Origin of the sequence: Pseudomonas sp. FP603, from assembly GCF_030687415.1 — a bacterium.
Classification (GTDB): domain Bacteria; phylum Pseudomonadota; class Gammaproteobacteria; order Pseudomonadales; family Pseudomonadaceae; genus Aquipseudomonas; species Aquipseudomonas wuhanensis.
This window is the reverse complement of record NZ_CP117431.1, coordinates 6,061,673-6,087,485: the sequence shown is the minus strand read 5'-3', so window position 1 is coordinate 6,087,485 and position 25,813 is coordinate 6,061,673. Positions and strand designations below refer to the sequence as shown.

General features: G+C 58.2%; 24 protein-coding genes and 2 pseudogenes. 15 read left to right on the top strand and 11 right to left on the bottom strand.

Going from position 1 to position 25,813, the window contains the following annotated elements; genetic code table 11:
- Positions 1 to 83: 83 nt before the first annotated feature.
- The 4 genes from PSH65_RS28185 to PSH65_RS28170 all read right to left on the bottom strand — a co-directional run bounded on the left by PSH65_RS28185 (position 84) and on the right by PSH65_RS28170 (position 2,461).
- Positions 84 to 428, bottom strand: coding sequence for a cupin domain-containing protein (locus PSH65_RS28185; RefSeq protein WP_024781087.1), 345 nt, complete (start codon positions 426 to 428; stop codon positions 84 to 86).
- A 107-nt stretch (positions 429 to 535) separates the two neighbouring features.
- Positions 536 to 907: a MerR family transcriptional regulator gene (locus PSH65_RS28180; protein WP_123498819.1), complete on the bottom strand. Its 372-nt coding sequence runs from the start codon at positions 905 to 907 to the stop codon at positions 536 to 538.
- Positions 908 to 955: 48 nt separating this feature from the next.
- Positions 956 to 1,531, bottom strand: coding sequence for an NAD(P)H-dependent oxidoreductase (locus PSH65_RS28175; RefSeq protein WP_305423688.1), 576 nt, complete (start codon positions 1,529 to 1,531; stop codon positions 956 to 958).
- A gap of 45 nt (positions 1,532 to 1,576) precedes the next feature.
- Positions 1,577 to 2,461 carry a LysR substrate-binding domain-containing protein gene (locus PSH65_RS28170; protein ID WP_305423686.1) on the bottom strand — a complete coding sequence of 295 codons (885 nt, stop codon included), beginning with the start codon at positions 2,459 to 2,461 and terminating at the stop codon, positions 1,577 to 1,579.
- Positions 2,462 to 2,663: 202 nt separating this feature from the next.
- On the opposite strand from PSH65_RS28170, the gene PSH65_RS28165 reads away from it, so the two are divergent.
- Positions 2,664 to 3,428, top strand: a complete 765-nt coding sequence (locus tag PSH65_RS28165) for a sulfite exporter TauE/SafE family protein (protein ID WP_305423685.1) — start codon at positions 2,664 to 2,666, stop codon at positions 3,426 to 3,428.
- On the opposite strand, the gene PSH65_RS28160 is transcribed toward PSH65_RS28165, so the two are convergent.
- Positions 3,418 to 3,732: a putative quinol monooxygenase gene (locus PSH65_RS28160; protein ID WP_305423683.1), complete on the bottom strand. Its 315-nt coding sequence runs from the start codon at positions 3,730 to 3,732 to the stop codon at positions 3,418 to 3,420. The two genes, PSH65_RS28165 and PSH65_RS28160, sit on opposite strands and share 11 nt — an antisense overlap.
- Before the next feature lie 160 nt (positions 3,733 to 3,892).
- Between PSH65_RS28160 and PSH65_RS28155 the strand changes: the two genes are divergently transcribed.
- The 7 genes from PSH65_RS28155 to PSH65_RS28125 all read left to right on the top strand — a co-directional run bounded on the left by PSH65_RS28155 (position 3,893) and on the right by PSH65_RS28125 (position 11,664).
- Complete coding sequence (locus PSH65_RS28155; protein WP_305423682.1) at positions 3,893 to 4,483, top strand: NAD(P)H-dependent oxidoreductase; 591 nt, start codon at positions 3,893 to 3,895, stop codon at positions 4,481 to 4,483.
- Positions 4,484 to 4,664: 181 nt separating this feature from the next.
- The gene (locus PSH65_RS28150) at positions 4,665 to 5,576 is read left to right on the top strand and encodes a LysR family transcriptional regulator (protein ID WP_305423680.1); all 912 of its coding nucleotides are present in this window, start codon (positions 4,665 to 4,667) and stop codon (positions 5,574 to 5,576) included.
- A 205-nt stretch (positions 5,577 to 5,781) separates the two neighbouring features.
- Positions 5,782 to 7,227, top strand: coding sequence for a SulP family inorganic anion transporter (locus PSH65_RS28145; protein WP_305423679.1), 1,446 nt, complete (start codon positions 5,782 to 5,784; stop codon positions 7,225 to 7,227).
- 216 nt (positions 7,228 to 7,443) lie between these two features.
- Positions 7,444 to 8,793 carry a gluconate:H+ symporter gene (locus tag PSH65_RS28140; RefSeq protein WP_305423678.1) on the top strand — a complete coding sequence of 450 codons (1,350 nt, stop codon included), beginning with the start codon at positions 7,444 to 7,446 and terminating at the stop codon, positions 8,791 to 8,793.
- 15 nt (positions 8,794 to 8,808) lie between these two features.
- Positions 8,809 to 9,669, top strand: a complete 861-nt coding sequence (locus tag PSH65_RS28135) for a MurR/RpiR family transcriptional regulator (protein WP_305423677.1) — start codon at positions 8,809 to 8,811, stop codon at positions 9,667 to 9,669.
- Between the two features lies 1 nt (position 9,670).
- A complete protein-coding gene (locus PSH65_RS28130) occupies positions 9,671 to 11,128 on the top strand; it encodes an amidohydrolase family protein (RefSeq protein WP_305423676.1) in 1,458 nt (485 codons plus the stop codon).
- A 167-nt stretch (positions 11,129 to 11,295) separates the two neighbouring features.
- Positions 11,296 to 11,664 carry a glyoxalase superfamily protein gene (locus PSH65_RS28125; protein ID WP_305423675.1) on the top strand — a complete coding sequence of 123 codons (369 nt, stop codon included), beginning with the start codon at positions 11,296 to 11,298 and terminating at the stop codon, positions 11,662 to 11,664.
- 107 nt (positions 11,665 to 11,771) lie between these two features.
- Here the strand turns inward: PSH65_RS28125 and PSH65_RS28120 are convergent, their stop codons facing one another.
- Positions 11,772 to 13,691, bottom strand: a complete 1,920-nt coding sequence (locus tag PSH65_RS28120; RefSeq protein ID WP_305423673.1) for a methyl-accepting chemotaxis protein — start codon at positions 13,689 to 13,691, stop codon at positions 11,772 to 11,774.
- 260 nt (positions 13,692 to 13,951) lie between these two features.
- Between PSH65_RS28120 and PSH65_RS28115 the strand changes: the two genes are divergently transcribed.
- Both PSH65_RS28115 and PSH65_RS28110 read left to right on the top strand, forming a co-directional pair.
- The gene (locus PSH65_RS28115; RefSeq protein ID WP_305423672.1) at positions 13,952 to 14,623 is read left to right on the top strand and encodes a histidine phosphatase family protein; all 672 of its coding nucleotides are present in this window, start codon (positions 13,952 to 13,954) and stop codon (positions 14,621 to 14,623) included.
- Positions 14,624 to 14,654: 31 nt separating this feature from the next.
- Entirely contained in the window at positions 14,655 to 15,518 is an 864-nt protein-coding gene (locus tag PSH65_RS28110; protein ID WP_305423671.1) for a phosphatase PAP2 family protein, read from the top strand.
- On the opposite strand, the gene PSH65_RS28105 is transcribed toward PSH65_RS28110, so the two are convergent.
- Positions 15,469 to 16,908 (bottom strand): glycosyltransferase family 39 protein, encoded by a 1,440-nt coding sequence (locus PSH65_RS28105; RefSeq protein ID WP_305423669.1) that lies wholly within the window; start codon positions 16,906 to 16,908, stop codon positions 15,469 to 15,471. The genes PSH65_RS28110 and PSH65_RS28105 overlap by 50 nt on opposite strands.
- A gap of 434 nt (positions 16,909 to 17,342) precedes the next feature.
- On the opposite strand from PSH65_RS28105, the gene PSH65_RS28100 reads away from it, so the two are divergent.
- Positions 17,343 to 17,591, top strand: a complete 249-nt coding sequence (locus PSH65_RS28100; RefSeq protein WP_305423667.1) for a helix-turn-helix transcriptional regulator — start codon at positions 17,343 to 17,345, stop codon at positions 17,589 to 17,591.
- Between the two features lie 385 nt (positions 17,592 to 17,976).
- Here PSH65_RS28100 and PSH65_RS28095 read toward each other — a convergent pair whose 3' ends face one another.
- The 3 genes from PSH65_RS28095 to PSH65_RS28085 form a co-directional block, all read right to left on the bottom strand.
- Complete coding sequence (locus PSH65_RS28095) at positions 17,977 to 18,345, bottom strand: DUF6124 family protein (RefSeq protein WP_305423666.1); 369 nt, start codon at positions 18,343 to 18,345, stop codon at positions 17,977 to 17,979.
- A gap of 422 nt (positions 18,346 to 18,767) precedes the next feature.
- On the bottom strand, positions 18,768 to 19,025 hold the full coding sequence (locus PSH65_RS28090) for a hypothetical protein (protein ID WP_305423664.1): 258 nt from the start codon (positions 19,023 to 19,025) through the stop codon (positions 18,768 to 18,770).
- 35 nt (positions 19,026 to 19,060) lie between these two features.
- Entirely contained in the window at positions 19,061 to 19,435 is a 375-nt protein-coding gene (locus PSH65_RS28085) for a DUF6124 family protein (protein ID WP_305423662.1), read from the bottom strand.
- A 389-nt stretch (positions 19,436 to 19,824) separates the two neighbouring features.
- Between PSH65_RS28085 and PSH65_RS28080 the strand changes: the two genes are divergently transcribed.
- Genes PSH65_RS28080 through PSH65_RS28070 form a run of 3 tightly spaced genes read left to right on the top strand, consistent with a single transcriptional unit; the run spans position 19,825 to position 21,370 of the window.
- Positions 19,825 to 20,364: a PAAR domain-containing protein gene (locus tag PSH65_RS28080; RefSeq protein ID WP_305423660.1), complete on the top strand. Its 540-nt coding sequence runs from the start codon at positions 19,825 to 19,827 to the stop codon at positions 20,362 to 20,364.
- Positions 20,364 to 21,086, top strand: coding sequence for an N-acetylmuramoyl-L-alanine amidase (locus tag PSH65_RS28075; RefSeq protein WP_305423659.1), 723 nt, complete (start codon positions 20,364 to 20,366; stop codon positions 21,084 to 21,086). The genes PSH65_RS28080 and PSH65_RS28075 overlap by 1 nt, the downstream gene beginning before the upstream one ends.
- A complete protein-coding gene (locus PSH65_RS28070; RefSeq protein ID WP_305423658.1) occupies positions 21,083 to 21,370 on the top strand; it encodes a hypothetical protein in 288 nt (95 codons plus the stop codon). The genes PSH65_RS28075 and PSH65_RS28070 overlap by 4 nt, the downstream gene beginning before the upstream one ends.
- A 154-nt stretch (positions 21,371 to 21,524) precedes the next feature.
- Here the strand turns inward: PSH65_RS28070 and PSH65_RS28065 are convergent.
- Positions 21,525 to 22,848 (bottom strand): annotated as a pseudogene (locus PSH65_RS28065) (IS4 family transposase).
- 763 nt (positions 22,849 to 23,611) lie between these two features.
- On the opposite strand from PSH65_RS28065, the pseudogene zorA1 reads away from it, so the two are divergent.
- Positions 23,612 to 25,802, top strand: a pseudogene (zorA1, locus tag PSH65_RS28060) (type I Zorya anti-phage system protein ZorA1).
- The last annotated feature ends 11 nt before the right edge of the window (positions 25,803 to 25,813 follow it).

Here is a 25,813-nt window from a genome sequence, read left to right as displayed (position 1 = left end):
CAAGCTCCCTCGCCACAAGGGATGCGCATTCCAATCAGATTTTTGCCGAGAGCCCACGTCGGGTGGTCTCTCGGTTTTTTGCATCAGGCAAACACGAAATACTTGCGCACGGTCTCAACCACTTCCCACGTGCCTTTCATGCCTGGCTCGATGACGAAAATGTCACCGGCGCGCAGATGGATAGGCTCCATGCCTTCCGGCGTGATGATGCAGTAGCCTTCCTGGAAGTGGCAGTATTCCCACTTCACGTATTCCACGTACCACTTGCCCGGCGTGCAGATCCACGTGCCCATGATCTTGCTGCCATCTTCGCTGGTGTACGCGTTGAGGTTGACGGTGTGCGGGTCGCCTTCGAGTTTTTCCCATTTGCAGGCGTCGAGCACGGGCAGCGGGTGAGTGTCGCGAAGAACGGTAATCGGTGCGGTCATGATGACTCCGGGCAGTGGGCTCAAGAACTGAAGTCGCACCCTATAGCGCCCATACACCGTTCAGTTGTCTGTATTCGACATTGAGCTGTCCAGAAACGCGCAGACTCTCAAAGACTTTCCAACGGGCAATCGGCTCTGGCCTGTGTGAGGCTGGCTTCAAACTCGACCAATTGCTCGTGTTGATGCCTGAGTGCGGTAATCCTGTCGCTGATTTCGCATTTCTTGGCATCGATGGCTTGCTGCGCCAATGACCAGGGCATCGCCAGGCCTTGATGTCCGGTAAAGATCGCCTGCAACTCCTTGAGCCTGAAACCTAAGTGTTGAGCGCACTTGATGAAGATCAGCAGGTCGACGCTGTGCTGATCATAGACGCGGTATTTTCCTTGCCGCCGAGCGGCAGGCAGCAAGCCGATCGACTCGTAATGGCGAATACTCTTGATCGTCGTGCCCGAGCGATGCGCGGCTTGGCCGATGTACATGAAAAGTCCTTTTTTGCCGAGGGTAAACCAGCCCCATTATCGGCAGACTCATCGGCTGGCGATAGCCTGGGCTTGCAGCAGCCAGGTTTCGCGCTGACCGGCGCTGGACCCCAAGACTGGCCCGAAGGTGAGCGTGCGCTGAGGTTCGATGCCGCAAAACGCCAGGGTGGTTTTGCGCACCTGATGCAGCCCGGGCATGCGGTAGATCCAGCGGTAGTACCAGGGTGGCGTGTCCATGGTCACGAGCAGATGCGCGCTGCGGCCATGCAGCAATTTGTCGGGAAAGGCTTTGCCTTCGCGATACTTGAAGGCGAAGCCCGGAAGCAACACCCGATCAAGAAAACCCTTGAGCAAGGCCGGTACGCCGCCCCACCAGATCGGGTAGACCAGGGCCAGGTGTTCGGCCCACAGAATGTCCGCCTGAGCACGGCGCAAGTCGGCTTCCAGCGGCTGCACATGTTGATAGCCTTCGCGCAGCACCGGGTCGAAGTCCATTTTCCCTAGAAACAACTGGCGCACCTCATACCCGGCACGCAATGCCGATTGTGCGTAGCGTTCGGCAAGTGCGCCGCAGAAACTGTTGCTTGAAGGATGACCGAGGATCACCAGAATTCGCTTGCTCATCGTAACGGTCCCTGAAGATGAAACCTCAAGGGTAAAGTCTGCCCCTCAGGGGAGAGTCAAGGCGTTCAGCAAGGCCTGTGCATAACCGGGCAGTACGGTGAAGTCCCGGGCGCACAGCAACAGTTTGCGTCGGGCCCACGGCTCTTTCAGTGCGATGCTTTTGAACGGTGTTTCAGCTGACCAGCGTTCGACCGCCGCCAAGGGCACGATCGCCAGCCCGGCACCTCGGGCGACCATGCGCATCACGCCATCGAAGCCATCGGCGCGAATGCGGATCTGCATCCGTAAGCCGCTGTGCAGGGCTTGTTCTTCCAGATACACGGCCAAGGCGCTGTTGGCGTTCAGGCCGACGTAATCATGATGCAAGGTTGCGCTGAAATTTAACGGTCCGGTGTCGGCCAAGGGATGATCGCGCGGCAGGATCAGTACCAGCGGGTCGTCGCGGAAATAGCGAGTCTGAAGGCCGTCGGTCTCCACGGCGTCAGACACGATGCCCAGGTCCGCTGCACCTTGGCGCAAGGCATGGGTGATGCGCGCGCTGGGCAGCTCTTGCAGGTCGATGTCGAGGTTGGGATGGTCGCGCAGAAAGTCTGCCAGCAACTCCGGCAGGTACTCGGTGATCGCTGTGGTGTTGCACAACAACCGCACCTGGCCTTTGACCCCTTTGGCGTATTCGGCCAGGTCCTGCTGCATGCGCTCGGCCTGTTGCAAAAGGACTCGAGCGTGCTGCGCCAGGGCCCTGCCGGCAGGCGTCGGGCTGACACCGCGGCGGCCTCGCTCAAGAAATTCGATGCCCAGTGAAGCTTCCATGGCACGGATTCGCGCACTGGCGGCCGCCAGTGATAAATGGCTGCGGGCGGCGCCGGCGGTGATGTTGCCGGTGGCGAGGATGTTGAGGTAGAGGCGCAGGTCGGTCAGGTCGAAGTGCATACAGGTATCCTGAAGATCGTTCCCACGCTCTGCGTGGGAATGCAGCCCGTGACGCTCCGCGTCACATGCAGAAGCGGACGCAGAGCGTCCATTGAGACATTCCCACGCAGAGCATGGGAACGATCATGCCTCTTGTTGAGCAAGAGGCAACCTCAGTATATGGCAGATTTTCAGCGCCACCTTCAGGGCTCACCATAGCCCCATGAATACACTCGCCGCGTTCTACCAACATCTGGGCTTGGCCCTTTCCTTATTGGTTATCGCCACCTTCCTGCTGGCGGGGGTGATCAAAGGCGTGATCGGTCTCGGACTGCCAACCATCGCCATGGGCTTGCTAGGCCTGGCTATGGCGCCGTCGCAGGCTGCGGCGCTGTTGATCATTCCCGCTACCCTGACCAACGTCTGGCAACTGGCATTCGGCGGTCATTTGCGCGGGCTGTTGAACCGCTTGTGGCCGATGCTCCTGGCGATTTTCATCGGCACGGGCGCCGGTACTTTGTGGATCGGCATGGCCGGTGGACACTGGGTCGTGCGGGGACTTGGGGCGGCGTTGTTGATTTACGCCTTGAGCGGGCTGTTCCTGCCGACCCTGCGCGTCGGCAGTCGCACTGAGCATTGGCTCGGTCCGCTCTGCGGTGTGCTGACGGGCATCATCACCTCGGCCACCGGCGTCTTCGTGATTCCGGCGGTGCCTTATCTGCAAGCCCTGGGCTTGAACAAGGATCAACTGGTGCAGGCGCTGGGCCTATCGTTCACCGTCTCGACCCTCGCGTTGGCCGCCGGGCTGTTATGGCGCGGCGCCCTCGGCAGTGGCGAGTTGAGCGCGTCGCTGCTGGCGCTGATTCCTGCGGTGTTCGGCATGCTGCTGGGGCAATGGCTGCGCCAGCGGATCAGCGCCGTGCTGTTCAAGCGCGTGTTCTTCATCGGCCTCGGCGTGCTCGGCGGCCACTTGCTGATCAGCGGCTAGCCGACGACGCGCTGAGCATCTCGATCGGGCGGATATCGAAATCCCGCTCCAGATACTCCATACGCATGTCGAGGAACTGCTTCATGTGCGGCAGGTTCGAGTGCACGTCCAGATGGGCCTGGGATTGCCAGATCTCGTAGAAGATAAATAGTGTCGGGTCCTGTTTGTCTCGCAGCATGTGGTACTCGATGCAACCGGGTTCGGCGCGACTCGGTTCGACATAGCCACGGAAGAACGCTTCGAAGGCCTCGGCTTTTTCCGGGCGGGTCTTGGCGTGCAGGATGAAGCCTTGAACTTCGCTCATCAGGTTGTCCTTGAAAGTCAGAATCGGCGCAAGGTTACGGCAACAATCGCGTATCGATTCGTGCGTATTGGTCAAATGAATTTTGCGGATCGAGCGCTTATTCCGCGCGAGGCTGATCGCTACTCTGTGGCCATCGAATTTCAACCTTGCGAGACTTCTCATGAAAAAGGTCCTGTTGCTCAATGGCGGCAAAAAATTTGCCCACTCCAATGGTCGCTACAACACGACGCTGCACGAAGCCGCGCTGAGCGTGCTGGATCGCGGCGGTGTGGATGTGAAAGCCACGTTCATCGACGAGGGGTATGACATCGCGGAGGAAGTCGCCAAATTCCTCTGGGCCGATGTGATCATTTATCAGATGCCAGGCTGGTGGATGGGCGCGCCCTGGACTGTCAAGAAGTACGTCGATGAAGTCTTCACCGAAGGCCATGGCAGCCTCTACGCCAGCGATGGCCGCACGCGCTCCGATGCGTCGCAAAAATACGGCAGCGGCGGCTTGTTGCACGGAAAAAAATACATGCTGTCGCTGACCTGGAATGCGCCGCAGCAAGCCTTCGACGACCCGACCGACTTCTTTGAAGCCAAGGGCGTGGACGCGGTGTACTTCCCGTTCCACAAGGCCAACACCTTCCTGGGCATGACCGGTTTGCCGACCTTCCTGTGCGTGGATGTGATGAAGCGCCCGAACATCGAAGCCGATGTGGCGCGTTATGAGCAGCACTTGAGCGAGGTGTTTGGCCTTAGGGCATAACGCTCAGCTAGTATCGATATCTGAAGCGAGACTGAATCTGTGGCGAGGGAGTCCTGTGGCGAGGGGGCTTGCCCCCGTTGGTACGCGAAGCGGAAAACCTGCCAACGCGGTAGTTCAGACAGTCCACAGGCGAGCCTCGCTCCGCAGTAAAACAGCGCAGGACTATCGATAAGGGACACACGTGAAAGCCAGATCCGATGAGTTGCAGATTTTCGTCTGCGTGATTGAATGCGGGTCGATTTCGGCTGCGGCCGAACAGGTCGGGCAAACGCCGTCGGCGGTCAGCCGCACGTTGTCGCGACTGGAGGCCAAGCTCGACACCACGCTGATCAACCGCACCACGCGGCGCATGGACCTGACCGAAGAGGGCAAATACTTCTTCGAGCACGCCAAGCTGATTCTCGATCAGATGGACGAGCTCGAAGAACGCTTGTCCTCACGCCAGCAAACCCCCTCCGGGCGGCTGCGAATAAACGCCGCCTCGCCGTTCATGTTGCACGCCATCGTGCCGTACATTGACGAGTTCCGCCGTCTCTACCCGGACATCCAGCTCGAACTCAACAGCAACGACCTGATCATCGACCTGCTTGAGCAAAGCACTGACATCGCCATCCGCATTGGCACACTGGCCGACTCGACCTTGCACGCCCGCTCACTGGGTTGCAGCCCGCTGCACATCGTCGCCAGCCCGGCGTATCTGGAGCAACACGGCATACCGGCGGCCGTTGCCGATCTGGCCGAACATACGCTGCTGGGTTTCACCCAGAACGAAGGCCTCAACCAATGGCCGTTGCGCTATGTCCACGGTGATCGCTGGCCGATCCAGGCGTCGATCAGCGCGTCCAGTGGCGAGACGATCAGGCACCTGGCGCTGGCAGGGCAGGGCATCGCCTGTCTGTCGCACTTCATGACCATCGACGACATCCGCGCCGGTCGCTTGCAGGTGCTGCTGGCGGAGTTCAACAGCGGATACCGCCAACCGATTAACGCGGTGTACTACCGTAACTCGCAACTTGCCCTACGGATTCAGTGCTTCCTGGACTTCATCCAGGGCAAATTGGCGGCTTATGCGATTGCGGATTTCAAGGGGTGATGCGTAGACCGTGTCATCGTTCTTCGCGAGCAAGCCCGCTCTCACATTGGTTCTGTGTCGTCCTCATCATCGTGAATCGACGCAAGTCCACTGTGGGAGCGGGCTTGCTCGCGAAAGCGTTTCTGGCGGCCCATTCACTGGCCGGCCCGCCCTCAATTCCGTAACATCCGCCCTCTCTTCTCCCGCCTGTATTTTTAGGTAAACCATGAAATCCAAACGTCTGCGCGCCGATGTCCTGGCCGGGCTCACGACCTCTTTCGCCCTGCTGCCCGAATGCATCGCCTTCGCGCTGGTGGCCCACCTCAATCCATTGATGGGGCTTTACGGCGCTTTCGTCATCTGCACCCTGACTGCGCTGTTCGGTGGGCGGCCGGGGATGGTGTCTGGTGCCGCCGGATCGATGGCCGTGGTGATTGTCGCGCTGGTGGTGCAGCACGGCGTGCAGTACTTGCTGGCGACTGTGCTGCTGGGCGGGTTGATCATGCTGGCGTTCGGTCTGTTGAGGCTGGGCAAACTGGTACGCATGGTGCCGCATCCGGTGATGCTCGGCTTCGTCAATGGCCTGGCGATCGTCATCGCCTTGGCCCAGTTGGAGCACTTCAAAAGCGGTGAAACCTGGCTCAGTGGCGATCCGCTGTACATGATGATCGGGCTGGTGGCGCTGACGATGGCCATCGTCTACCTGATGCCGCGCCTGACACGTGCCGTGCCGCCGGCGCTGGTGGCGATTCTGGGCGTTGGGGTGGCGGTTTACCTGCTCGGCTTGCCGACACGAACCCTGGGCGACATGGCGCATATTGCCGGTGGTTTGCCGAGCTTCGCGCTGCCAGACATCCCCTGGAGTCTGGAAACCCTGCGCATCATCGTCCCCTACGCGATATTGATGGCGATGGTCGGCTTGCTGGAAACCCTGTTGACCCTGAACCTCACCGACGAGATCACAGAGAGTCGTGGCTATCCGGACCGTGAGTGCGTGGCGCTCGGAGCCGCCAACATAGTTTCTGGCGTGTTCGGTGGCATGGGCGGTTGCGCCATGATCGGGCAAACCATGATCAACCTCAGCTCTGGCGGTCGCGGTCGGCTGTCCGGTGCCGTGGCCGGGGGGATGATTCTGCTGTTCATTCTGTTTCTTTCGCCGCTGATCGAGCGTATCCCGCTGGCGGCCCTGGTGGGGGTGATGTTCGTGGTGTCGCAGCAGACCTTTGCCTGGGCTTCGCTGCGGGTGTTGAACAAGGTGCCGCTCAACGATGTCTTGGTGATCCTTGCTGTTACGGTGATTACGGTGTTCACCGATCTGGCCGTCGCCGTGATGTGCGGGATCATCATTGCGGCGCTCAACTTTGCCTGGCAACAGGCCCGCGAGCTGTATGCCGACAGCTATCAGGAAAGCGACGGCAGCAAACTCTACCGCCTGCACGGCACACTGTTTTTCGCCTCTACCACGCCATTCCTCAATCAGTTCGACCCTGCCAATGACCCGGCCCAGGTGACCCTTGATTGTCGCCACCTGAGCTTCGTCGACTACTCGGCCATTGCTGCCCTGAAGACATTGCGCGAGCGCTACGCCAAGGCTGGCAAGCAGCTACGCGTGCTGCATTTGTCCGAACGGTGCAAGAAACTGCTCAAACGTGCCAGTGAACATCACGACTGAAATCAATGAGTGATCGTTCCCACGCTCTGCGTGGGAACGATCGTAGAGGGATGAAAGTTTCACTACCGAATTTTCATAACTCACAACCTCTCATACCGCTGCACGACATCCCTTATCCCTCCACGAAAATTACTTTCACTTCGTTTGAAAGTAGCTCGTCGAAATGATTTATGAGTTTCACAACCCATTCGACGTGACCCTTTCGAGGAGTACCGCATGACGCTTTCCTTCGGCTATTGGCTGCTGGTTTACGCCGCCATCGCCATCATTGCGCTGATCGTTCTGATCGCCCGTTACCGGCTTAATCCCTTCATCGTCATCACGCTGGTGTCCATCGGTTTGGCACTGCTGGCCGGGATGCCGCCGTCGGGTGTGGTGGGCGCGTATGAGGCCGGGGTTGGCAAGACGCTGGGGCACATTGCGCTGGTGGTGGCGCTGGGCACGATGCTCGGCAAGATGATGGCCGAGTCTGGCGGCGCCGAGCAGGTGGCGCGTACGTTGATCGACCGTTTCGGAGAGAAAAACGCGCATTGGGCGATGGTCTGTATCGCCTTTCTTGTAGGACTGCCGCTGTTCTTCGAGGTCGGTTTCGTCTTGCTGGTGCCCATCGCGTTCACCGTGGCGCGGCGGGTGGGCGTGTCGATTCTGATGGTCGGCTTGCCGATGGTCGCGGGGCTCTCGGTGGTCCATGCGCTGGTACCGCCGCACCCGGCAGCGATGCTGGCGGTGCAGGTCTATCAGGCATCGGTGGGGCAGACGTTGCTCTACGCGATTCTGATCGGCATTCCGACCGCGATCATCGCCGGTCCCCTGTATGCCAAATTCATCGTGCCACGCATTCAGTTGCCGGCGGATAACCCTTTGGAGCGCCAGTTCCTGGAGCGTGAACCGCGCGATAGCCTGCCGGGATTCGGCATCACCATGACGACCATTCTGTTGCCGGTGGTACTGATGTTGATCGGTGGTTGGGCCAATCTGATTTCCACCCCGGGCAGTGGTTTCAACCAGTTTTTATTGTTCATTGGCAACTCGGTCATCGCCTTGCTGCTGGCGACCTTGCTGAGCTTCTGGACCCTCGGCCTGGCCCAGGGCTTCAATCGTGAATCAATCCTCAAGTTCACCAATGAATGCCTGGCGCCGACCGCCAGTATCACCTTGCTGGTAGGCGCCGGCGGTGGTTTGAACCGGATTCTGGTGGACGCGGGTGTCACCGATCAGATCGTCAGCCTGGCCGATGAATTCCAGCTGTCGCCGCTATTGATGGGCTGGCTGTTCGCCGCATTGATGCGCATCGCCACCGGGTCCGCCACGGTAGCCATGACCACCGCTTCAGGGATTGTTGCGCCGGTGGCCGTTGGTCTGGGTTATCCCCACCCGGAGTTGTTGGTGCTGGCGACGGGGGCGGGGTCGGTTATCTTTTCCCATGTCAACGACGGCGGCTTCTGGTTGATCAAGGAATACTTCAACATGACCGTCACCCAGACCTTCAAGACCTGGACGGTGCTCGAGACCATCATCTCGGTGGTCGCCTTTGGTTTGACCGTAGGTCTTTCTTACCTGCTTTAGTCGGAGCCATCCGCCATGGACATCCTCTACCAGATCCGCGCCCGTCAGGATTCCTTCAGCGCCGGCGAAGGACGCATCGCTCGGCTGATGCTCGACGACGTAGGATTTGCCGCCTCCGCCAGCCTCGACGAACTGGCGCAGCGGGCGGAAGTCAGCACCGCCACGTTGTCGCGTTTTGCGCGCACGGTCGGTTGCCGCGACCTGCGGGATTTGCGCCTGCAACTGGCCCAGGCCAGCGGTGTCGGCAGTCGCTTTCTCGACCCGGCGGGAACGCCTGAACAGTCGGCGTTTTACGGGCAGATCGTCGGCGATATTGAGTCGACCTTGCGTCAGCATTTGTCGGCGTTCGATGAATCGCGCTTCGCCGAGGCGGTGAAACTGTTGGGCAAGGCGCGGATGATTCACGCCTTCGGCATGGGCGGCTGTTCGACCTTGTGCAGTGATGAACTGCAAGTGCGGCTGGTGCGCCTCGGCTACCCGATCGCGGTGTGTCACGACCCGGTGATGATGCGCGTCACCGCTGCCAGCCTCGGTGCCGAACACGCGGTCATCGCCTGCTCGCTGACCGGCATCACGCCCGAGCTGCTCGAAGCAGTGGACCTGGCTCGCAGCTATGGCGCGCGAATTCTCGCGATCACCCGGGCTGACTCGCCGCTGGCGCAACTGGCCGATGTGCTGTTGCCGCTGCAAAGCGCCGAGACGTCCTTCATCTACAAACCCACGGCGGCGCGCTACGGCATGCTGCTGGCCATCGACGTGCTCGCTACCGAGCTGGCGCTGGCCAGTCCTGAAGACAATCAAGAACGTCTGCGGCGGATCAAACTGGCCCTGGACGACTACCGCGGCGGCGACGATCACTTGCCCCTGGGAGACTGACATGACGTACGACACACTGATCCGCAACGCGCTGATTATTGATGGCAGCAACACCCCCGGTTACCCCGCTGATGTGGCGATTCTGGACGGTCGAATCGAGCGTATCGGCGACTTGCACGACGCTCGTGCCACCGAAGAAATCGACGCGGCCGGGAGGGTGTTGGCCCCGGGTTTCATCGACGTGCATACCCACGACGACACGGTGGTGATCCGCCAGCCGCAGATGCTGCCCAAGCTCAGCCAGGGCGTGACCACGGTGATCGTCGGCAACTGCGGGATCAGCGCATCGCCAGTGAGTTTGCGTGGCGAGCCGCCGGACCCGATGAACCTCCTCGGCACGGCGGCTGCGTTCGTCTATCCGCGCTTCAGCGACTATCGCGCCGCCGTCGAAGCGGCGAATACCACGCTCAATGTGGCCGCATTGGTGGGCCACACCGCGCTGCGCAGCAATCACTTGGACGACCTGTTTCGCACGGCCACCGCCGATGAAATCAGCGCGATGCGCGGGCAACTGCGCGACAGTCTTGAGGCCGGTGCCTTGGGGTTATCCACAGGCCTGGCGTATGCCAACGCTTTCTGCGCCTCCACCGAAGAAGTAATGCAATTAACCGAAGAGCTGAACGCATTCGGAGCGGTTTACACCACCCATTTGCGCAGTGAATTCGAACCGGTGCTGGAGGCCATGGACGAGGCGTTCCAGATCGGTCGCCACGCGAAAACGCCAGTGATCATTTCCCACCTCAAATGTGCAGGCGCCGGTAACTGGGGGCGTAGTCCGCAACTGCTGGCCTCCCTCGAACACGCCGCAAAAAACCACCCGGTGGCCTGCGATTGTTATCCCTATGCGGCGAGCTCTTCGACGCTGGACCTCAAGCAAGTCACCGACGCCCATCGCATCACCATCACCTGGTCCACGCCGCATCCGCAAATGGGTGGCCGGGATTTGATCGACATCGCCGCCGAGTGGGACGTGCCGTTACTCGAGGCCGCTCGCCGATTGCAACCGGCCGGAGCGGTGTATTACGGCATGGACGAGGCCGATGTACGAAGAATCCTCGCGCACCCGCTGTCGATGGTCGGCTCCGACGGCTTGCCGGAAGACCCGTTTCCTCATCCACGGTTGTGGGGTGCTTTCCCGCGGGTGCTCGGACATTTCAGTCGCGACGTGGGACTGTTTCCGCTGCACACCGCCGTACACAAAATGACCGGGCTATCGGCGGCGCGATTCGGTTTGAAGGACCGCGGCGAGATTCGCGAAGGGTATTGGGCGGATCTGGTGCTGTTCGATCCTGCGACGATTCGCGATGTGGCGGACTTCAACGATCCGCAACGGGCGGCGGAAGGGATTGATGGGGTGTGGATAAATGGTGTTTTGAGTTACAGCGAAGGTCAGGCGAACGGGAGAAGAGAGGGACGGTTTCTGGCGCGGGAAGGGGATTTGCGTGAAGGGTTTCGGTGATCGGTGATGCTGAAAAATCGCAGCCCCTGTAGGAGCTGACGAAGGCTGCGATCTTTTGATTTACGTCCGATGATGGCACTGCGACATTAAAGAATCCCGCAACCAGGCCGAAGCGCTGACATCCAGCCCAGCTACACTCTGGGCCTTTTCAGTCTGGGAGCAACTCCATGAGCTTCGGCAAAACCACCCCGATCCTGCGGATTTTCGATGAGACCAAGGCATTGGAGTTCTACGTCGACTTTCTGGGGTTCAAGGTCGACTGGCAGCATCGTTTCGAAACAAACTTCCCGCTGTACCTGCAGATATCCCGTGGCGAATGCGTGCTGCATCTGTCCGAACACCACGGCGACAGCACACCGGGCTCGGCATTGCGGATTGAGACCGATGAACTGGAGACTTTTCAGCAGCAATTGCTGGCCAAGGAGTACCAGTTCGCCCGCCCGCAAATTCAGGCCATGCCGTGGGGCAGCCAGGATATGACCATCAGTGATCCGTTCGGGAATCGGTTGGTGTTTACCAATGCGATTAGTGTCTGAGCGTTAGATCGCCTTCGCGGGCAAGCCCGCTCCCACAGGTAATGTGCAATCCCTGTAGGAGCGAGGCTTGCCCGCGAATGGATCTGTCATTCACCGCTGACTTAACGTCAAACCCGGAAGTGACTCACCATCATCTGCAACTGATTACCCAATCGCGCCAGTTCGACACTGGACGCCGCGGTCTCGTCGCTGGCGGCGGCGGTCTGTTCGGACACGTCGCGTACGTTGATGATGCTGCGGCTGATCTCTTCGGCCACGGCGCTTTGTTGCTCGGCGGCGGCAGCGATCTGCTGGTTCATCGACTGGATATTCGACACGGTGCGGGTGATGTTTTCCAGTGACACGCCGGCCTTGCGAGTCAGCGCCACGCTGCTGTCGGTCAGGGCGCGGCTGTTGTTCATCACGGCCGACACTTGTTGCGTGCCGTTCTGCAGGCCGGCCACCAGGCCTTCGATTTCTTCGGTGGATTTCTGCGTGCGCTGGGCCAGGCCGCGAACTTCGTCGGCCACCACGGCAAAACCACGACCGGCTTCACCGGCACGGGCCGCTTCGATGGCGGCGTTGAGGGCCAGCAGGTTGGTCTGCTCGGCCACGGCCTTGATTACGTCCATGACGCTGCCGATCTTGTCGCTTTCCTGCTGTAGTACGCTCATGGCTTCAGTGGAGCGCGCCACTTCGCTGGCCAGGCGCTCGATCTGGGCAATGGCTTCGTTGACGACTTTATCGCCTTCTCGCGCTTCGCCATCCGCGGCGGCTGCGGCCTGGGATGCTTCTTCAGCGTTGCGCGCGACTTCCTGCACCGTGGCAGTCATCTCGTGCATGGCGGTGGCCACCTGATCGGTCTCTATCTTCTGGCTGTTGACCCCGGCGCTGGTTTGCTCGGTCACGGCTGACAGTTCTTCGGCGGCGCTGGCGATCTGGGTGACGCCATCGCGGATACCGCTGATCAAATCTCGCAAGGTCACGCCCATGCGTGCGATGCCTTGCTGCAACACGCCGAGTTCGTCGCGGCGAGTGACTTTGACGTCCTGGGACAGATCGCCGCTGGCGATGCGCTCGACCACGGCCAGGGTATCGCGCAACGGGCCGGTGATCTGACGGGTAATGATCACGGCGGCAATGACGCCCACCAGCAACGCCAGCAAGGTGCTGATCAATTGCAGCGTGCGGGCTTGGGCGCTTTCGGCGTCGCGGCGGTCGAGCTGTATCTGATACAGCTGATCGCTCAGGCTCACGATGGTGGCGCCCTGCTCAGTCATTTCCTTGCGTGCCTGCACCGCATCGGTGTTGGCGGCTTTATACGCTTGCAAGGCGCTGCGGTAGTTGCTCAGCGCGGTTTCCAGCTGGCTCAGAGCATCTTGCTGGGTCTCGGCGAAATACACGCTGAGTTGTTTCAGGCTGGCGATGGCCGTGTCCAGTTGGGCGACGGCTTTTTGCTCGGTCTCGGCGTTGGTGCTGGCGGTGTAGCCACGCACTTCGTAGCGAGCCAGGATGAACGCTTCCTTGGCCGCGGTGATGGCCTGGAACTGTTCGAAGCGTTGGTCGCTCAGGGGCATTTGCTGCACGCGGGTACTGATCGCTTCAATCAACTTGCTGGCGGTTTCAGCATTGGCGCCCATGGCGTCGCGGGCGCTGTTACCGGTGCGGTAGGCGCTGCGCATTTTGTTCAGGGATATCTGGTAAGCGCTGATGGTCGCGCTCTGCTCTTTGAGCAGCTTGACGTTTTCCGGGCTCTTGAAGCTCGACAGCAACGCTTGTTGCTGAGCGATGAAGCCGTCGAGGGTTGTCTGCACATTCTGTGCGGCGGTTTCGTCGCCGTTGGTCAGCATGTATTGCAGGCGAACCACGCGCAGCTTGGTCAGGCCAGCGTTGAGCGCGGTGATGTCGCTCATCCAGTTGCTGCGGTCAATCAACCCGCCCAGGCTCGTCCAGCCGGTCAGGGCGAGGACGCAGGTCAGTGCCAGGACCAGGCCGAATCCCAGGCCCAGTTTCAGGTTCACGCTGATATTACCGAACCAGCTATTCATCAATATTCCTCCAGGAACGTTGTGCTTCTTGATCGTCGGTTGGCTGGAAGATTGTTGTTTTAAGAGCCAGCAAAGGGTTAGCAGGTCTGTATCGGCAGTAATCGCGAGAGCTGAAAGGATTTTGTTGGGTGGATTCTGTAACAAGATTTTTAGGCGGGTTTTAAGCTTTTTTTCACATGGGTTTCACCGGCTACCGACGCGCGCCTCTTTACCCTCGCGACAACGAATGACAGTGGTGCATGCCAGCGAGGCGGCCTGATGTGGAATTGAGACTGAGTCTGTTCGGGATAAAACGCTCGATCGATCTGAGCCGTTTAGCCCGTTATCGAAATGCCGCAGTCGTGCTGGCATCTGCCTTGTTGGTTATCCCGCTAACGGTTTGGCTGTTGCGACCCGCCGCCGTCCCTGACCTGGCCCATGGCAACGTGGCGGGTGCTCGCGCGTTGGCGACCGGTTGGGCCAAGGGCGACATGATTGTGCTGGTGCGCCACGTCGAGCGCTGCGATCACTCCACGGCTGCCTGCCTGAGCGGCAATGACGGCATCACCGATCGCTCCCGTAGCGTGGCAGTGAGTGTTGGTGCGCAGTTCGAGCGTTTGGGCCTGGATCGGGCCGACATCTACAACAGCCCGGTGATGCGCACGGCGCAAACCGCCGGTTACATGTTCAACAAGGTCGGCGTCGACGAAGACTGGTTGGTCCACTGCAGAGGCAGCATGCTGCGCGATGCCTTGGCGCACAAAAAGGCCGGACGCAACCTGATTCTGGTGACCCACAGCGAATGCATGGCGCAACTGGAAAAAGACCTCAAGTTACCGACCGCGACCCTTGGTTACGGCGCCTCGCTGTTTATCTCCGCCAAAAAGTCTCAGCCGCCACACATGCTCGGTTTCATCGAGGCTTCGGACTGGCGTTCGGTAACCACCGAGTGAGTTTCATCATCCCTCTGGATCAGGACGTACGATGCTGACTTCTTCCCGTTACCGCTTTTACTGGGTGAACTTTGGTATTCCGCTGGCCTGCGCGGTCGTGGTGTTCCTGCTGTTTGACCTGACTAGAATCGACATCGCCTTCAGCGATCTTTTTTATGATCCGGCCACACAGGTGTTTCCGTTACAGCATGTTCATCTGTTCGAGAAAATCACCCATAAATGGGCGCGGATCATTCCGAACTGGACCGGTGAGGTCGCGATGATCGGCGCTTTGCTGTCGTTTCTCTGGCCGCGTCTGAAGGCTGAAAAACATTCGAAGATCATCGCACTTCTGGAAAAAATCAAAATCGCACCGGTGCTTCGGTTCGCCAGTAAACACCGTCGGGACTTCCTCTATGTGGTGTTCGCGTTCTCCATCAGCACTGGCGTTATCCACTACCTCAAAGGCCACACCAGTGTGTATTGCCCGGTCGAAACGACTCAGTACGCCGGAAAAATCGAACACAAGGAGTGGTACCAGAATTTCGATTTGCTGAAAGTCGCCGGCGACGGTCGTTGCTGGCCGGGTGGACATGCGTCGGGCGGCTTCACCATGCTCGCGCTGTACTTCGTGGCGCGCCGCTATCGCTGGCGGTATTCCAAAGCGCTGATGCACGGCTCGCTGCTGCTCGGTTTCGTTTATGGCACAACGCGGGTTCTACAGGGGTGGCACTACATGTCCCACACCTTCTGGGCCGGAATCTTTGTATGGCTGGCATGTTTGCTGACGGCGTTGGCGTTTTATGGGCGGGCGCGGCTGGAGCTGCCTGTACTGCAGAAGGTTGCGTCACCTGTTGTTGAGCCGTTTACAGGGTTACAAAGTAGTAAGCCTGACGTCCCACCTTCATGGTCTTGAGCACTTTCAAGGGCGCGGCGGGTTCATGTGCCCCGGCCATGAGCGCCACATTGGAAGATGAAGCGCGCAGAAACTCATGCAATTGCGCCTCGGTATCCAGGCCCTCGAGCACGCGTTGGGTATAGAAAACGCTGGCGCCGCCCACCCGTTCGTTGGCCTGAAACAACGCGACCTGTTGCCCGCTGGCCCGCAACGTCTGAATCTGCTCCGTTAGCGGCAGGAAGGACAGTTTGCGATCGGCGTGAGGCAATGCCCATTGAGCCGCGGCGGGGTAACTGCCGATCACCACGGTCAGTACGCTCATGACAACACCGCGACGGTGCCGGGCAATGACTCCCAGCCAGGTCGGGGCTTCGATGTGGGCCTTGAGTCGTTCGAACAGCACGTTCGCATACTCTGCAGCGATCACCGCCGCCGCAGGCGTCATGGACATCAGGTACACCGTGCGCTTGCTCGACGCCAGGGTCAGCATGACGAACTGCGCCAGCAGCCACACCGTGAAGAACAACAGGTAACGATTGGCCATCAGGCTTTTGCGAAAATGCCACAACCCCAGGTACACCAGAATATTCCAGGGCAGGAAGGCCTCCGGCAGCTTGGCCAGATAGTAGTAGAACGGTTCGTAATGCCCGGCCTCGACGAAGGAACCGCTGAAGCGCCCGACGCTGTTGGTCAGCAACACTTCCCCCACGGCATGCGCCCCACCGCGTTGATACAGCAGCGCGAGCCAGATCATCAACGGCACCAGCCCCAGCAGCGTCAACAGACCGGGGCGCAGCCAGTCCGAAAGTTTCAGGCGTTTGTCCATCACGGTTTCGGCCGACAGGTACGCGAAGATCACCACACCCGGCATCGCCAGCCCCAGTACGCCCTTGCTCAAGGTCGCGATGGCGATCCCTGAAGCAAACAGTAACGCGTTGCCAACGGACGAGTGCCGTTGCCCCTGAAAGAACGCCAAGAGCGCCATGGTCACACCAAGGGCCAGCAACGCGTCTTCACCGACGCCGCGCACATTGCTCCAGTAGCTGGCCATGGTCGCCAGCAGTATCCCCGCCGTCCACGCAACTGCCTCGGGCCGGCCGAACCGTCGCAGCATCGCGTACAGCAGCATCACGCTGAAGAGCCCGGCAAACGCCGACGCCAGCCGCACCGCCCAAGGCGTACCGCCAAATGCGCGAATCGCCCCGGCATCGAGCCACAAACTCAAGGGCGGCTTTTCAAGAAACGGTTCGCCGAACAAACGAGGCGTCACCCAGTCGTTATCCAGATGCATCTGCATGGCAATCCCGGCAACCCGGGCCTCCGTGGAGCCTTGTAACTGGTGATTGCCCAACGCGAAGAAAAACAGCAGAACGGCGAGCAGAAACAGCGACGAGGCGGGACGTGACATGAGTTTCTGGCTACCGAGCAGGGGACCGGGAAGCTTGAGCATAGGGGGGGAATGTTGAACGAATCGTGAACGGCCTTGCATTGTTATCTGGCGCGGTGTGCGGAGCAGGATTCGTGTTTGTACCGCTGAGGCACCCGCGCCCGTGCGCCGGTCACTTGAGATCACCGCTAACAAAACGACAGACAAAAAAAAAGCCCGCGGGAGGGCGGGCAAACCGTAGTTTCTTGAATGAGCGAGAGGAATGTACAGGTTGGAGAGAGGCGGTGGGGTGAAGAAAAATTCATGTGGATGACTGCCCTCCGGCGTGTCCGGTACCTCATGTTTAAGGTGAATGGATCCGCCGCCAATCGGCCTCTGAGTGAGTGAAATACTCTAGAGTCGTATTAATGTTATGCATACGGTACATTTGAATGTAAATGTCACGGTAACGGAACATGGATTATTCTTTGTTGATCTGCCGCTTAGGTAAGCAAATACGCGAAAAGCGTATGAATCGTGGCCTGACGCAAGCAAATCTTGCCGAACTCGCCGGGCTGACTCGGCAGAAAGTCATCGCAGTAGAGAAGGGCTCTCTTTCCGTGAGCATGAGTGCTTATGCGCGGGTGTTAGGTGCTCTGGATTGCGAACTTGCTGTCATTCCGGCAGCCATGCCGACTCTGGAAGAACTTGGTGAGCTGTTCTAAATGAAAATGACCTCGCTCAAAGTCAGTACCCCCGAGGGGAGCAGCGGCCGAATCCTCACCAGCTCTGAGGATTTCATTTACCGCTACGATGAAGATGCGTTGCCCAACAGCCCCCTCATGTAGTCAGTGCCATCCAAAAAGCGGCGGCGCCATTTGCACTGACTTTTGGGTAGCAACAAAGACCTGCCGGCATAGCGCATTAACATCGATGTGCGCTCCATCCCGAACTACGTTGAGCGGCGATGAGGGCATTCAGGACTTGGGCTTCAAGAAGTAGCAACGACGGCATCAACAAAAATGGGCGACCTCAATGAGGTCGCCCATTTTGCTTTTCTACGCCGAAATCTGCGTCTGTAGCCGTCGCTCAATCAACGAGCGCGATCCTTCAGTGAAGGACGGGAGGCTCGCCTACGGCCACCGACGCGTTCGGATCGAGGTTGTCCCGCGCTCGGTTGACCAAAAGCTCGGTCAGCATCGTCAACTGCTGAAGCGCCAGTGCCACATTACGCTGTGGGCCTTCGAGTCGGTCGGCAAAGTCCATAGTCATGACGTTGAGGGAGGCCAGGGTTTCGCTGGCATGAGCGAGCAGGGTGAGCGTGTCGACGTCGGGGCGGACGCTGAAGATGTTCCTGTTCAGGTTGCGCCGGCGGGCGCTGACGGCGCGTTCGGTGGCTTGGGGGAGTTGGGTTGGCTCAAGGGTTTCAGGCTCTGAAGTGGCCGGATTTTCAACTAATGTCAGGGTGATTTTTTTCATAAGGGCGTTCCATGGGGGTTAGGGATCCTTACGCTGTTTCGGCTTGTCAAAACCGTCCGCAGGGTTTGCAGCGAAGCGTGAAGACTATCGGCCGGAAACTTTGTTCGCCAGTTCATGGAAGTCGCTACGGGTTGCGGGAAATTTCCCAGGGGGACGTGGTTCAAGTCCGACAGCGAAACCCTTTTCCACACTAGAGCGAAAGCGTGTCTGCTGCGCGTCCATTGAGTCGACAGTAAGTTACAGATTATGAAACCTATTGTTGAGTCATCAGGTGCCATATTGTTTCGTATGCGTAACATTTTGCTCCAGATGTCACGCATTCAGAACATCTCTATCCGCTCAATCGAAAAAAGGCACCTGCGATATTTTCGTCAGGTGCCTTGTTGTGTGAGGAGCAGAAACGTCTTCCTGTGCGGGGTTCGTTATAACGCCGAAACCTGCATCTGCAACCGTCGCCCAACCACATCCAGCAAATCGCAGCCGTCGCGCAACGAAGTTACCAACACCCGCGCCAGCTCACTGTGAACGCCTTCGCTGACGGCGAAGCTCTCCAGCAACTGAGTCGCGGTGCGGATGCGGTAGGCCGCCGTTTCATGCAGCACGTCCAGCGGCGCTTCGGTGTCGATCAGCAGCGACGCGATGGTGCAGTCGATGCCGGTGACCGGCATGTATCGATCCATGACAAAACCTCCATTCGATCAGCGAGCGCGATCATTCAGCGGCAGACGGGCGTGACCGCCGGCGTGGGCGAATCGAGGTTATCCAGCGCTCGATTGATCAACATCTCGGCCAGCACGGCCAGTTGCTGAATCGCCAATGCCACATTGCGATGGGAGCCTTCGAGCTGGTCGGCCAGGTCGGTGGTCATGACGTTCATGGAGGCCAGGGTTTCGCTGGCGTGAGCGAGCAGGGTGGGTGTGTCGACGTCGGGGAGAATGGTGAAAATATGGCTCACGGGATCGGGTTGTTTCGGGTTGCGCAAGCGGGCGCTGACGGCGCGTTGGGTGGCTTTGGAGAGTTGGGTCAGGTCGAGGGTTTCGGCTTCTGAAGGGGTATCGGTTTCTGGAGGATTGGGGGTGATCTTCTTCATGGTGATGCTCCTACACTAGTTTTGGAGGCAGCCACCTCTCTGCTGTCAAACAGAGTTGGGTGGCAGCTGTGCGCGGGTTGACAGACCGGTAGTGTAAGAACCCGGTGCATCCGAAGATGCCCCACGCACAGCCGCCATAAACAAGACCGCATGCGCGTGAGCATGCTGCCTGATCAGGAGGAGTGAAAGGTTACACTTTTCGGCCTGTCAAAGCCCAATCGCTGATTTGCAGCGACACCTGAAGGCTATCCTCGATGAGCAGCGCCCGCTAGTTCATGGAAGTCGATGCGTTTTGCGGGAAATTTCCTAGGACGGAGCGGATGAGCCTGTGTTTAGAACAATTCTGCTAAAGTCGACCATCGTTGAACACCGCTGACAGGGAGTCATGCATGGCAAAGCCAGCCGCACGTATCACCGATCCGACCAGTTGCCCAATGCCCGGACATGGCGCCAAAGCCATCGCCTCCGGATCCTCTGACGTATTCTTCGACGGGCTCGCCGCCGCCCGTAAAGGCGATTCCTGCACCTGTGGCAGCGCCTTGATCTCAGGCGTAGCAGCTACTGTGTTCATCAACGGCAAAAACGCCGCTCTAGTCGATACCGTGGGCACTCACGGAGACGTCGTGATCGATGGCTCAGGCACGGTGATCATTGGCGACTCGCATACCCCGGCACCGTTTATACCTCCCGTGCCTCTCTCCATTCAGAAAGCCTACGGGCAGTCGTTCAGTATCACTGATAGTGAAACAGGCGATCCGCTGTCCTTCCGCGACTATGTGGCGACTATCAACGGCGTAGAGACAACCGGCGTGACCGATGCCAACGGCATAGCGCATGTAAAGACACCCACGCCAGACGCAAAAATCTCCCTTCACATCAAGTTCAACGCTCCGGCCCGAACGCTTCATGAACTGTCGGAGGAGCGCTGATGGCCGCTCTGTTTGCGACTCAAGCAACTGCACAGGAGATCAAACCTGGCGAGTTCATGTGTCCGATTCCAATCACTGTGAACGACCGGGCCGCTACACGGGAGGCGATTATCAAAAAGGTTCGATCACTGAACGCGACGTTCGTCGAGCGATCATCTTGGGGCGCGGTGAAAGGCAAGCCGGATATGGTCATGGATTGGGACTACAGCATGATTGCCCTGCACCATGCCGGGCGGAGCCATAGCTGCACACCCGGTGCAGAGCAGATGCAGGAGATCCAAAAAGGCCACCTGAGTCAGAAGTACGACGATATCGGCTACCACTACGGGATCGATTGCACCGGACAGATTTTCGAAGGTCGTGACATTCGGCTTCAGGGTTCGAGCGTTTTGAAGTTCAACACTGGTTTGATCGGCATTGTGTTACTGGAAAACCTGACGACACCGGAGGAGGGGGGCGACTGGGTCGCGAAAGGACGAGTTGCCCTCGACAGCATCGGCTACAGCACCACAAACGTGATTCCGGATGCTCAAATCGTCGCGTTGATGCACTTGATCGACGCGCTGAAGAGCGTGTTCGTCATCAAGCACTTTGGTGGTCATAGGGAGTATCCAGGGCAAGCGTCCGAGGGAAAAATCTGTCCAGGAAATATTGGTATGGAATTGGTTAGAAACCTCCGAACCAAGACTCAACTGTTGCCTCCACCGGCGCCGCAAGAATGAAAAAGCTATTGATTGCTGCAGTGTTGGCGGTATTGGTTGTGCTCTACGTCGGCTACTACGAAGCACTTGAAGATGGCGATATTGAGACCATTGTTTTCATCAAAAAACACCCGACGTTTCAGATGAAATTTTACAACATCCACGCCAACGATGGAGAGATCAGGCAAGTCGAGCGACTCACGGACGAAGAGCGAAAGTGGATCATTGACTACTGCCGGTATCGGCTGGGAATCGACACTGAGCTGAAAATGCAGAGCGATGTTGAGATGTGCAGAAAAAAATAGAGTCGATCGCGGCGACGGTTGCATCTTTGGCCATGGGTGATTTGTGCTGATCTGGTTGGCCTCTTCGCGGGCAAGCCTCGCTCAAGGGATGCGGGATAGCTGACAATTTACCAAACGCCAGATGCAACAAAGCCCGCACTTGGCGTAATGCTGTTCACTTAAGCGGAGCAGCCTTACGGTCTACTGGAAACCGGGTCTTTGATATTTTCACCGTCCTTGGCCTTGAAGGTCTTGGACGGTGATCCAGAAACAATCCTCCGATACCTGCCCTTAACTCTGCCAATCGTCTGCCTGTGGCTGAAATCGGGTTGGCCGCTGCCATCACTATCAGTTGCACGGCAATGTACTGGCAAGCCGGTTTGAAACGAATGTCCGAGGGGGCTCGGCCAAACGCCACCGCCGCCTGGCTGGCTTCCCGACGAATCACGTTATAAGCCAACAAAAGTCCCCAAACCTCCTGATAGACCAAGTCGACTTTTTTGCTACGCAAGGTCACTGCGTTCTGCTGCATCGAGCTCTTGATGTCCCTGAAGCAATTCGATCTCCCAGCGTTCCTGATACAGCTTGGCCACGGCCTTGGCGTTGTAGGCGTTAGCCGGCAATGACGTCATGACGGTCTTTAGCTTGCCTTGAATTTCATAACTGACTTCGCGGGCCTCCCAATGCGTTGGAAGGGTCGGGTTTCGCTTCCTGGCCTGCGGCGAGACTTTCATGCGCACCCAACGATCGTCGTGGCTGTAGGGGTCACTTCTCGCAGACCATTCCTTTTTTGCCGGGATCAACCAATGACGGTTGCTACACAGCACTGATCAGGCTCGACAGCAGTTCGGCCCCCAGAATCCTTTGTCGAACAACGTCACCGAGTGATCGGGGATCTGCTGCAGGAACTCGTCGGCCAAGCGCATTTCACTGCGTCGGTAAGGGCTCAATTGCGCATCCAGGATCACGTGCGAACGTACATTCAACGCCACCAGGCGCAGCATGGGAAACGGAGTCTGGCGGTCGCTCGGGGTGTTTCCCGACCCGAAGTGGTCCCGAAGCTCGGGCGTATCCGGGGTGCGCAAGAGTGCTCCGTCCACTGCGAACACCTGCAGTTCATGCCAGGCGTCACCGTCATAGCGCTCCGCGCCCCATTGGGTTCCCGTCTTGCGGAACAGCCACTCAACGGGATCGGCGCCGAGCCGCTTACGCGCTTCGGTCAGACCGCTACGGGCCAACAGGTGGTCAGAGGCCAGGCCTTGGGCGCAGATGTTCAAACGTCTGGCCACTTCGTGAACCGGTTCATCACGAAACAGCGCCATGCCGAGCACCAGCCAAAGCACTTGGTCAGCGGGCAGGCGACGTCGACGAATGGTGGCCTGACTGGAAAGATCCAGCGCAGACGCGACCCACTCTATGGGGATGTTTTGGGTGAAGGTGCTCAGGTCGCAGAAGTTGAAAAGGTCGCCGAGGTCGAGCAGGTCCTGTTGAACAGACATAAAAAATCCGATGCCAGATATCTGGCATCGGATTTTCGGATAAGCCCAGCTGAGACTCAAATGCTTAAGTGAACAGCATTACGCACTTGGCGGGCTTTGTCGTTTTCGGATTGGTGGGCCGGGGTAATCTGAATTGATTATGTATCGTATTGATTTTTATTGATTATTTTCGGTTGGATTTTCTATTGGAATACCTTATGGAATACCATTCGCGAATCTTCTTAAATTCCTGCCTTTACGTCGACCAAAGCTCAATTCCACAGCTGTACTTCTGATTTCGCTTTTGAGTGGAACCAGCGGCTACTGATAGCGATTGCTGGCGCTTGGTTCATTCCTTCACCCGCTCTGGCGAGTCGGCGCGTGCCTTATTGCTGTCGCGTACGGCAAATGCGCTTTTGCTCCAACTCCTCAAGATGTCGCTCGTATTGAGCTGATGGTTCGCAAGTGGTGGCGGAGCACACCCGATAAGCCTATCGGATCTCTCAGATCAGGGATCCATTGATCGCGTCCGGCTTTACGACGGTCAAGGCTCAGGCTAAGGTGCTGGCATAAGGACATGATTTTCTAACATTTGTCCACGGAAGGTTCCTGATCAGTCGTAGTGAAACTACCGTCCTTCCTTTCCGACTTTGTTGTGCCCTGAAAAACGCGTGCCGAGCAAGGTGCTGTCATCGATCACCAACGGGATTGGCGATTGACGCATCAATGTGGTTGTTGCAAGCGTCCCGAACATCAAAAAATTGCTAAATTGAAGGCGGAAAGTATGGATTTTTCGACGCTGTTGCATCTATGGGGTGCAGCAAGCTCCGAGCAGCTGATCGCGCCAATAACGGTAGTTGGCTTCGTTTTCATTTTGTGCGCTTGGTACTTTGTCCGTTATTTTTGTCCATCCTTCAAACTTAGCAGTCAGCTGAAAAAACTGACTAAACGTGTGCACGGTGTGAAAGCGCTCGCCCCGTCTCAACGGCGCTCTGAATTGGAGCGACTGTTCAATGGAAGCAAGCTGGAGCACTCTTGGCACGAATACGCTGAAACGCTGCACGACCAGTTTGAGTTTCAAGAAGGCGAACAGGTTCTTGTCCGGTCGCGCGCCACCGCCGGAGCCGCGCATTTTTTCTCACCTCAAAGCGTGGTTGATACCCCGCTGGGAACCGAGTTTTATAAACAACCTGCCTGGTATTTTGACCGGCATCGGTATTGTCGGCACCTTCTTCGGCTTGATGCTAGGCCTACAGCATTTTGATCCAAGCACCCCCGAGCAGGTAAATGCCAGCGTCGATAAGCTGCTCAAGGACGTGTTGTTTGCGTTCATCGGCTCCTTTATTTCAATCATGGCCTCTATAGCCGTCACGATTACTGAAAAGTGGCGTCTGGGCCAATGCTACAGGCTTCTTGAAGCGTTCGAAACCATCGACGGGCTTTTCGACAGCGGTGTCGGTGAGGAATATCTAGCGGAGCTCGTGCGCTCGAGTGCTGAAAGCTCCGTGCAAACCCGTCAGCTCAAGGATAGCCTGGTAACCGATCTGCGGGAAATGCTGCAGAACCTCGTTGATACCCAAGTCCGCGAAAGCCTCAAATTAGCGGATACCTTGTCAACGACTTACCGTGACTCTGGGCAATTGTTGGCCGATCAGGTAAGCAGTGCGATTGAGAACAGTCTCAAATCCCCCCTTGAAGCTATCGCGGGCGCGGTTCAGGCCGCCAGTGGCGACCAGTCAGGGCAAGTACAGAACCTTCTTCAGGATGTTCTAGTTGCCTTTATGAACAAGCTGGAAGGTACGTTCGGCCAACAGTTCAACGGTCTACACGAATTGATGGGTCAGTCCGTTGCCGCCATGCAGTCGATGCAGCAAGGCTTTTCGACGCTGATCCAAGATATGCGTTCGGCTAGCGAGTCCTCGACCCAAAACAGCTCGACTATGATCGCTCAGTTACTCTCCGATATGCAGGCCGGACAGAACGCCATGCAAGCGGGGATGAACGAGATGCTCGCCAATCTCCAGGCTTCGGTTGTCCGTATCGGCAACGAAGGGGAGGGGGCAGGTGCTCGAATGGCCGAGCAGTTGGAGAAGTTGTTTGCTCAAAGCGAGGCTCGCCAACAGGCAATGGCTGAGAATCTCCAGGCTTTTGTTGAGTCGATCAAGCAGAACATCGGCCAAGGTCAACAGGAAACCATGGCGAAAATTGCGGGCTCCGTTGAGGTGCTGGGTGAGCAACTCTCGGCAGTCTTCAAGCAATTGGAGCACGGCCAGCAGCAGATGGATCAAACCACCCGCGCTGCACAGGCTGACCTGCATCAAGGCACCCGTGACTTGGTGGGCGGTCTTGACGAACAGGTCAAGGCGTTGCTGCAAACAGTGTCAGAGCAACAGAAATCTGCACAGGACACCGTTAAGGCATTGAGTGCCCAAACAGAGCAGCATTTGCAGAGCATGCAGCTAGGCGCAGACAAGATGCGGGCGGCGGCTGAGCGGTTTGAAACGGCCGGACAAAGCGTTGCGCGTGCCAGTGAGTCGACTGCGGGGCTGATGGGCACAGTCCAGGGCGCAGGTACTGAGCTTGCACAGGCATCACGTGAGTTGAACACCGTGGTCGCGGACTATCGAAACAATCGTGAAGCGTTGGCGAAAACTCTCGCGGTCATCGAAGGGGTTGTCGCAAGCGCGCAAGGGGAGGCCAGCGGCCGCAGCCAGTATCTCCAGGACCTGAAGGTGCAAAGCGAGCGGATGCAGGCGCTTAACCGTGAAGTTTATGAATACCTGGAAAACATCAGTGGTGTGTTGGGTAACGGCTTTAAAGAGTTCGGTGATGGTATGGATCGGACCTTGAGACAAACGCTGGGTAGTCTGGATGCCGAGCTCGATAAAGCAGTCAAGAGCCTCGCTGGCGGTGTAGAAGGGGTCAAGGAAAGTCTCGAAGACTTCGGCGACATCATGGAACGAATCAGGCAGTAACGGAGGCTAGT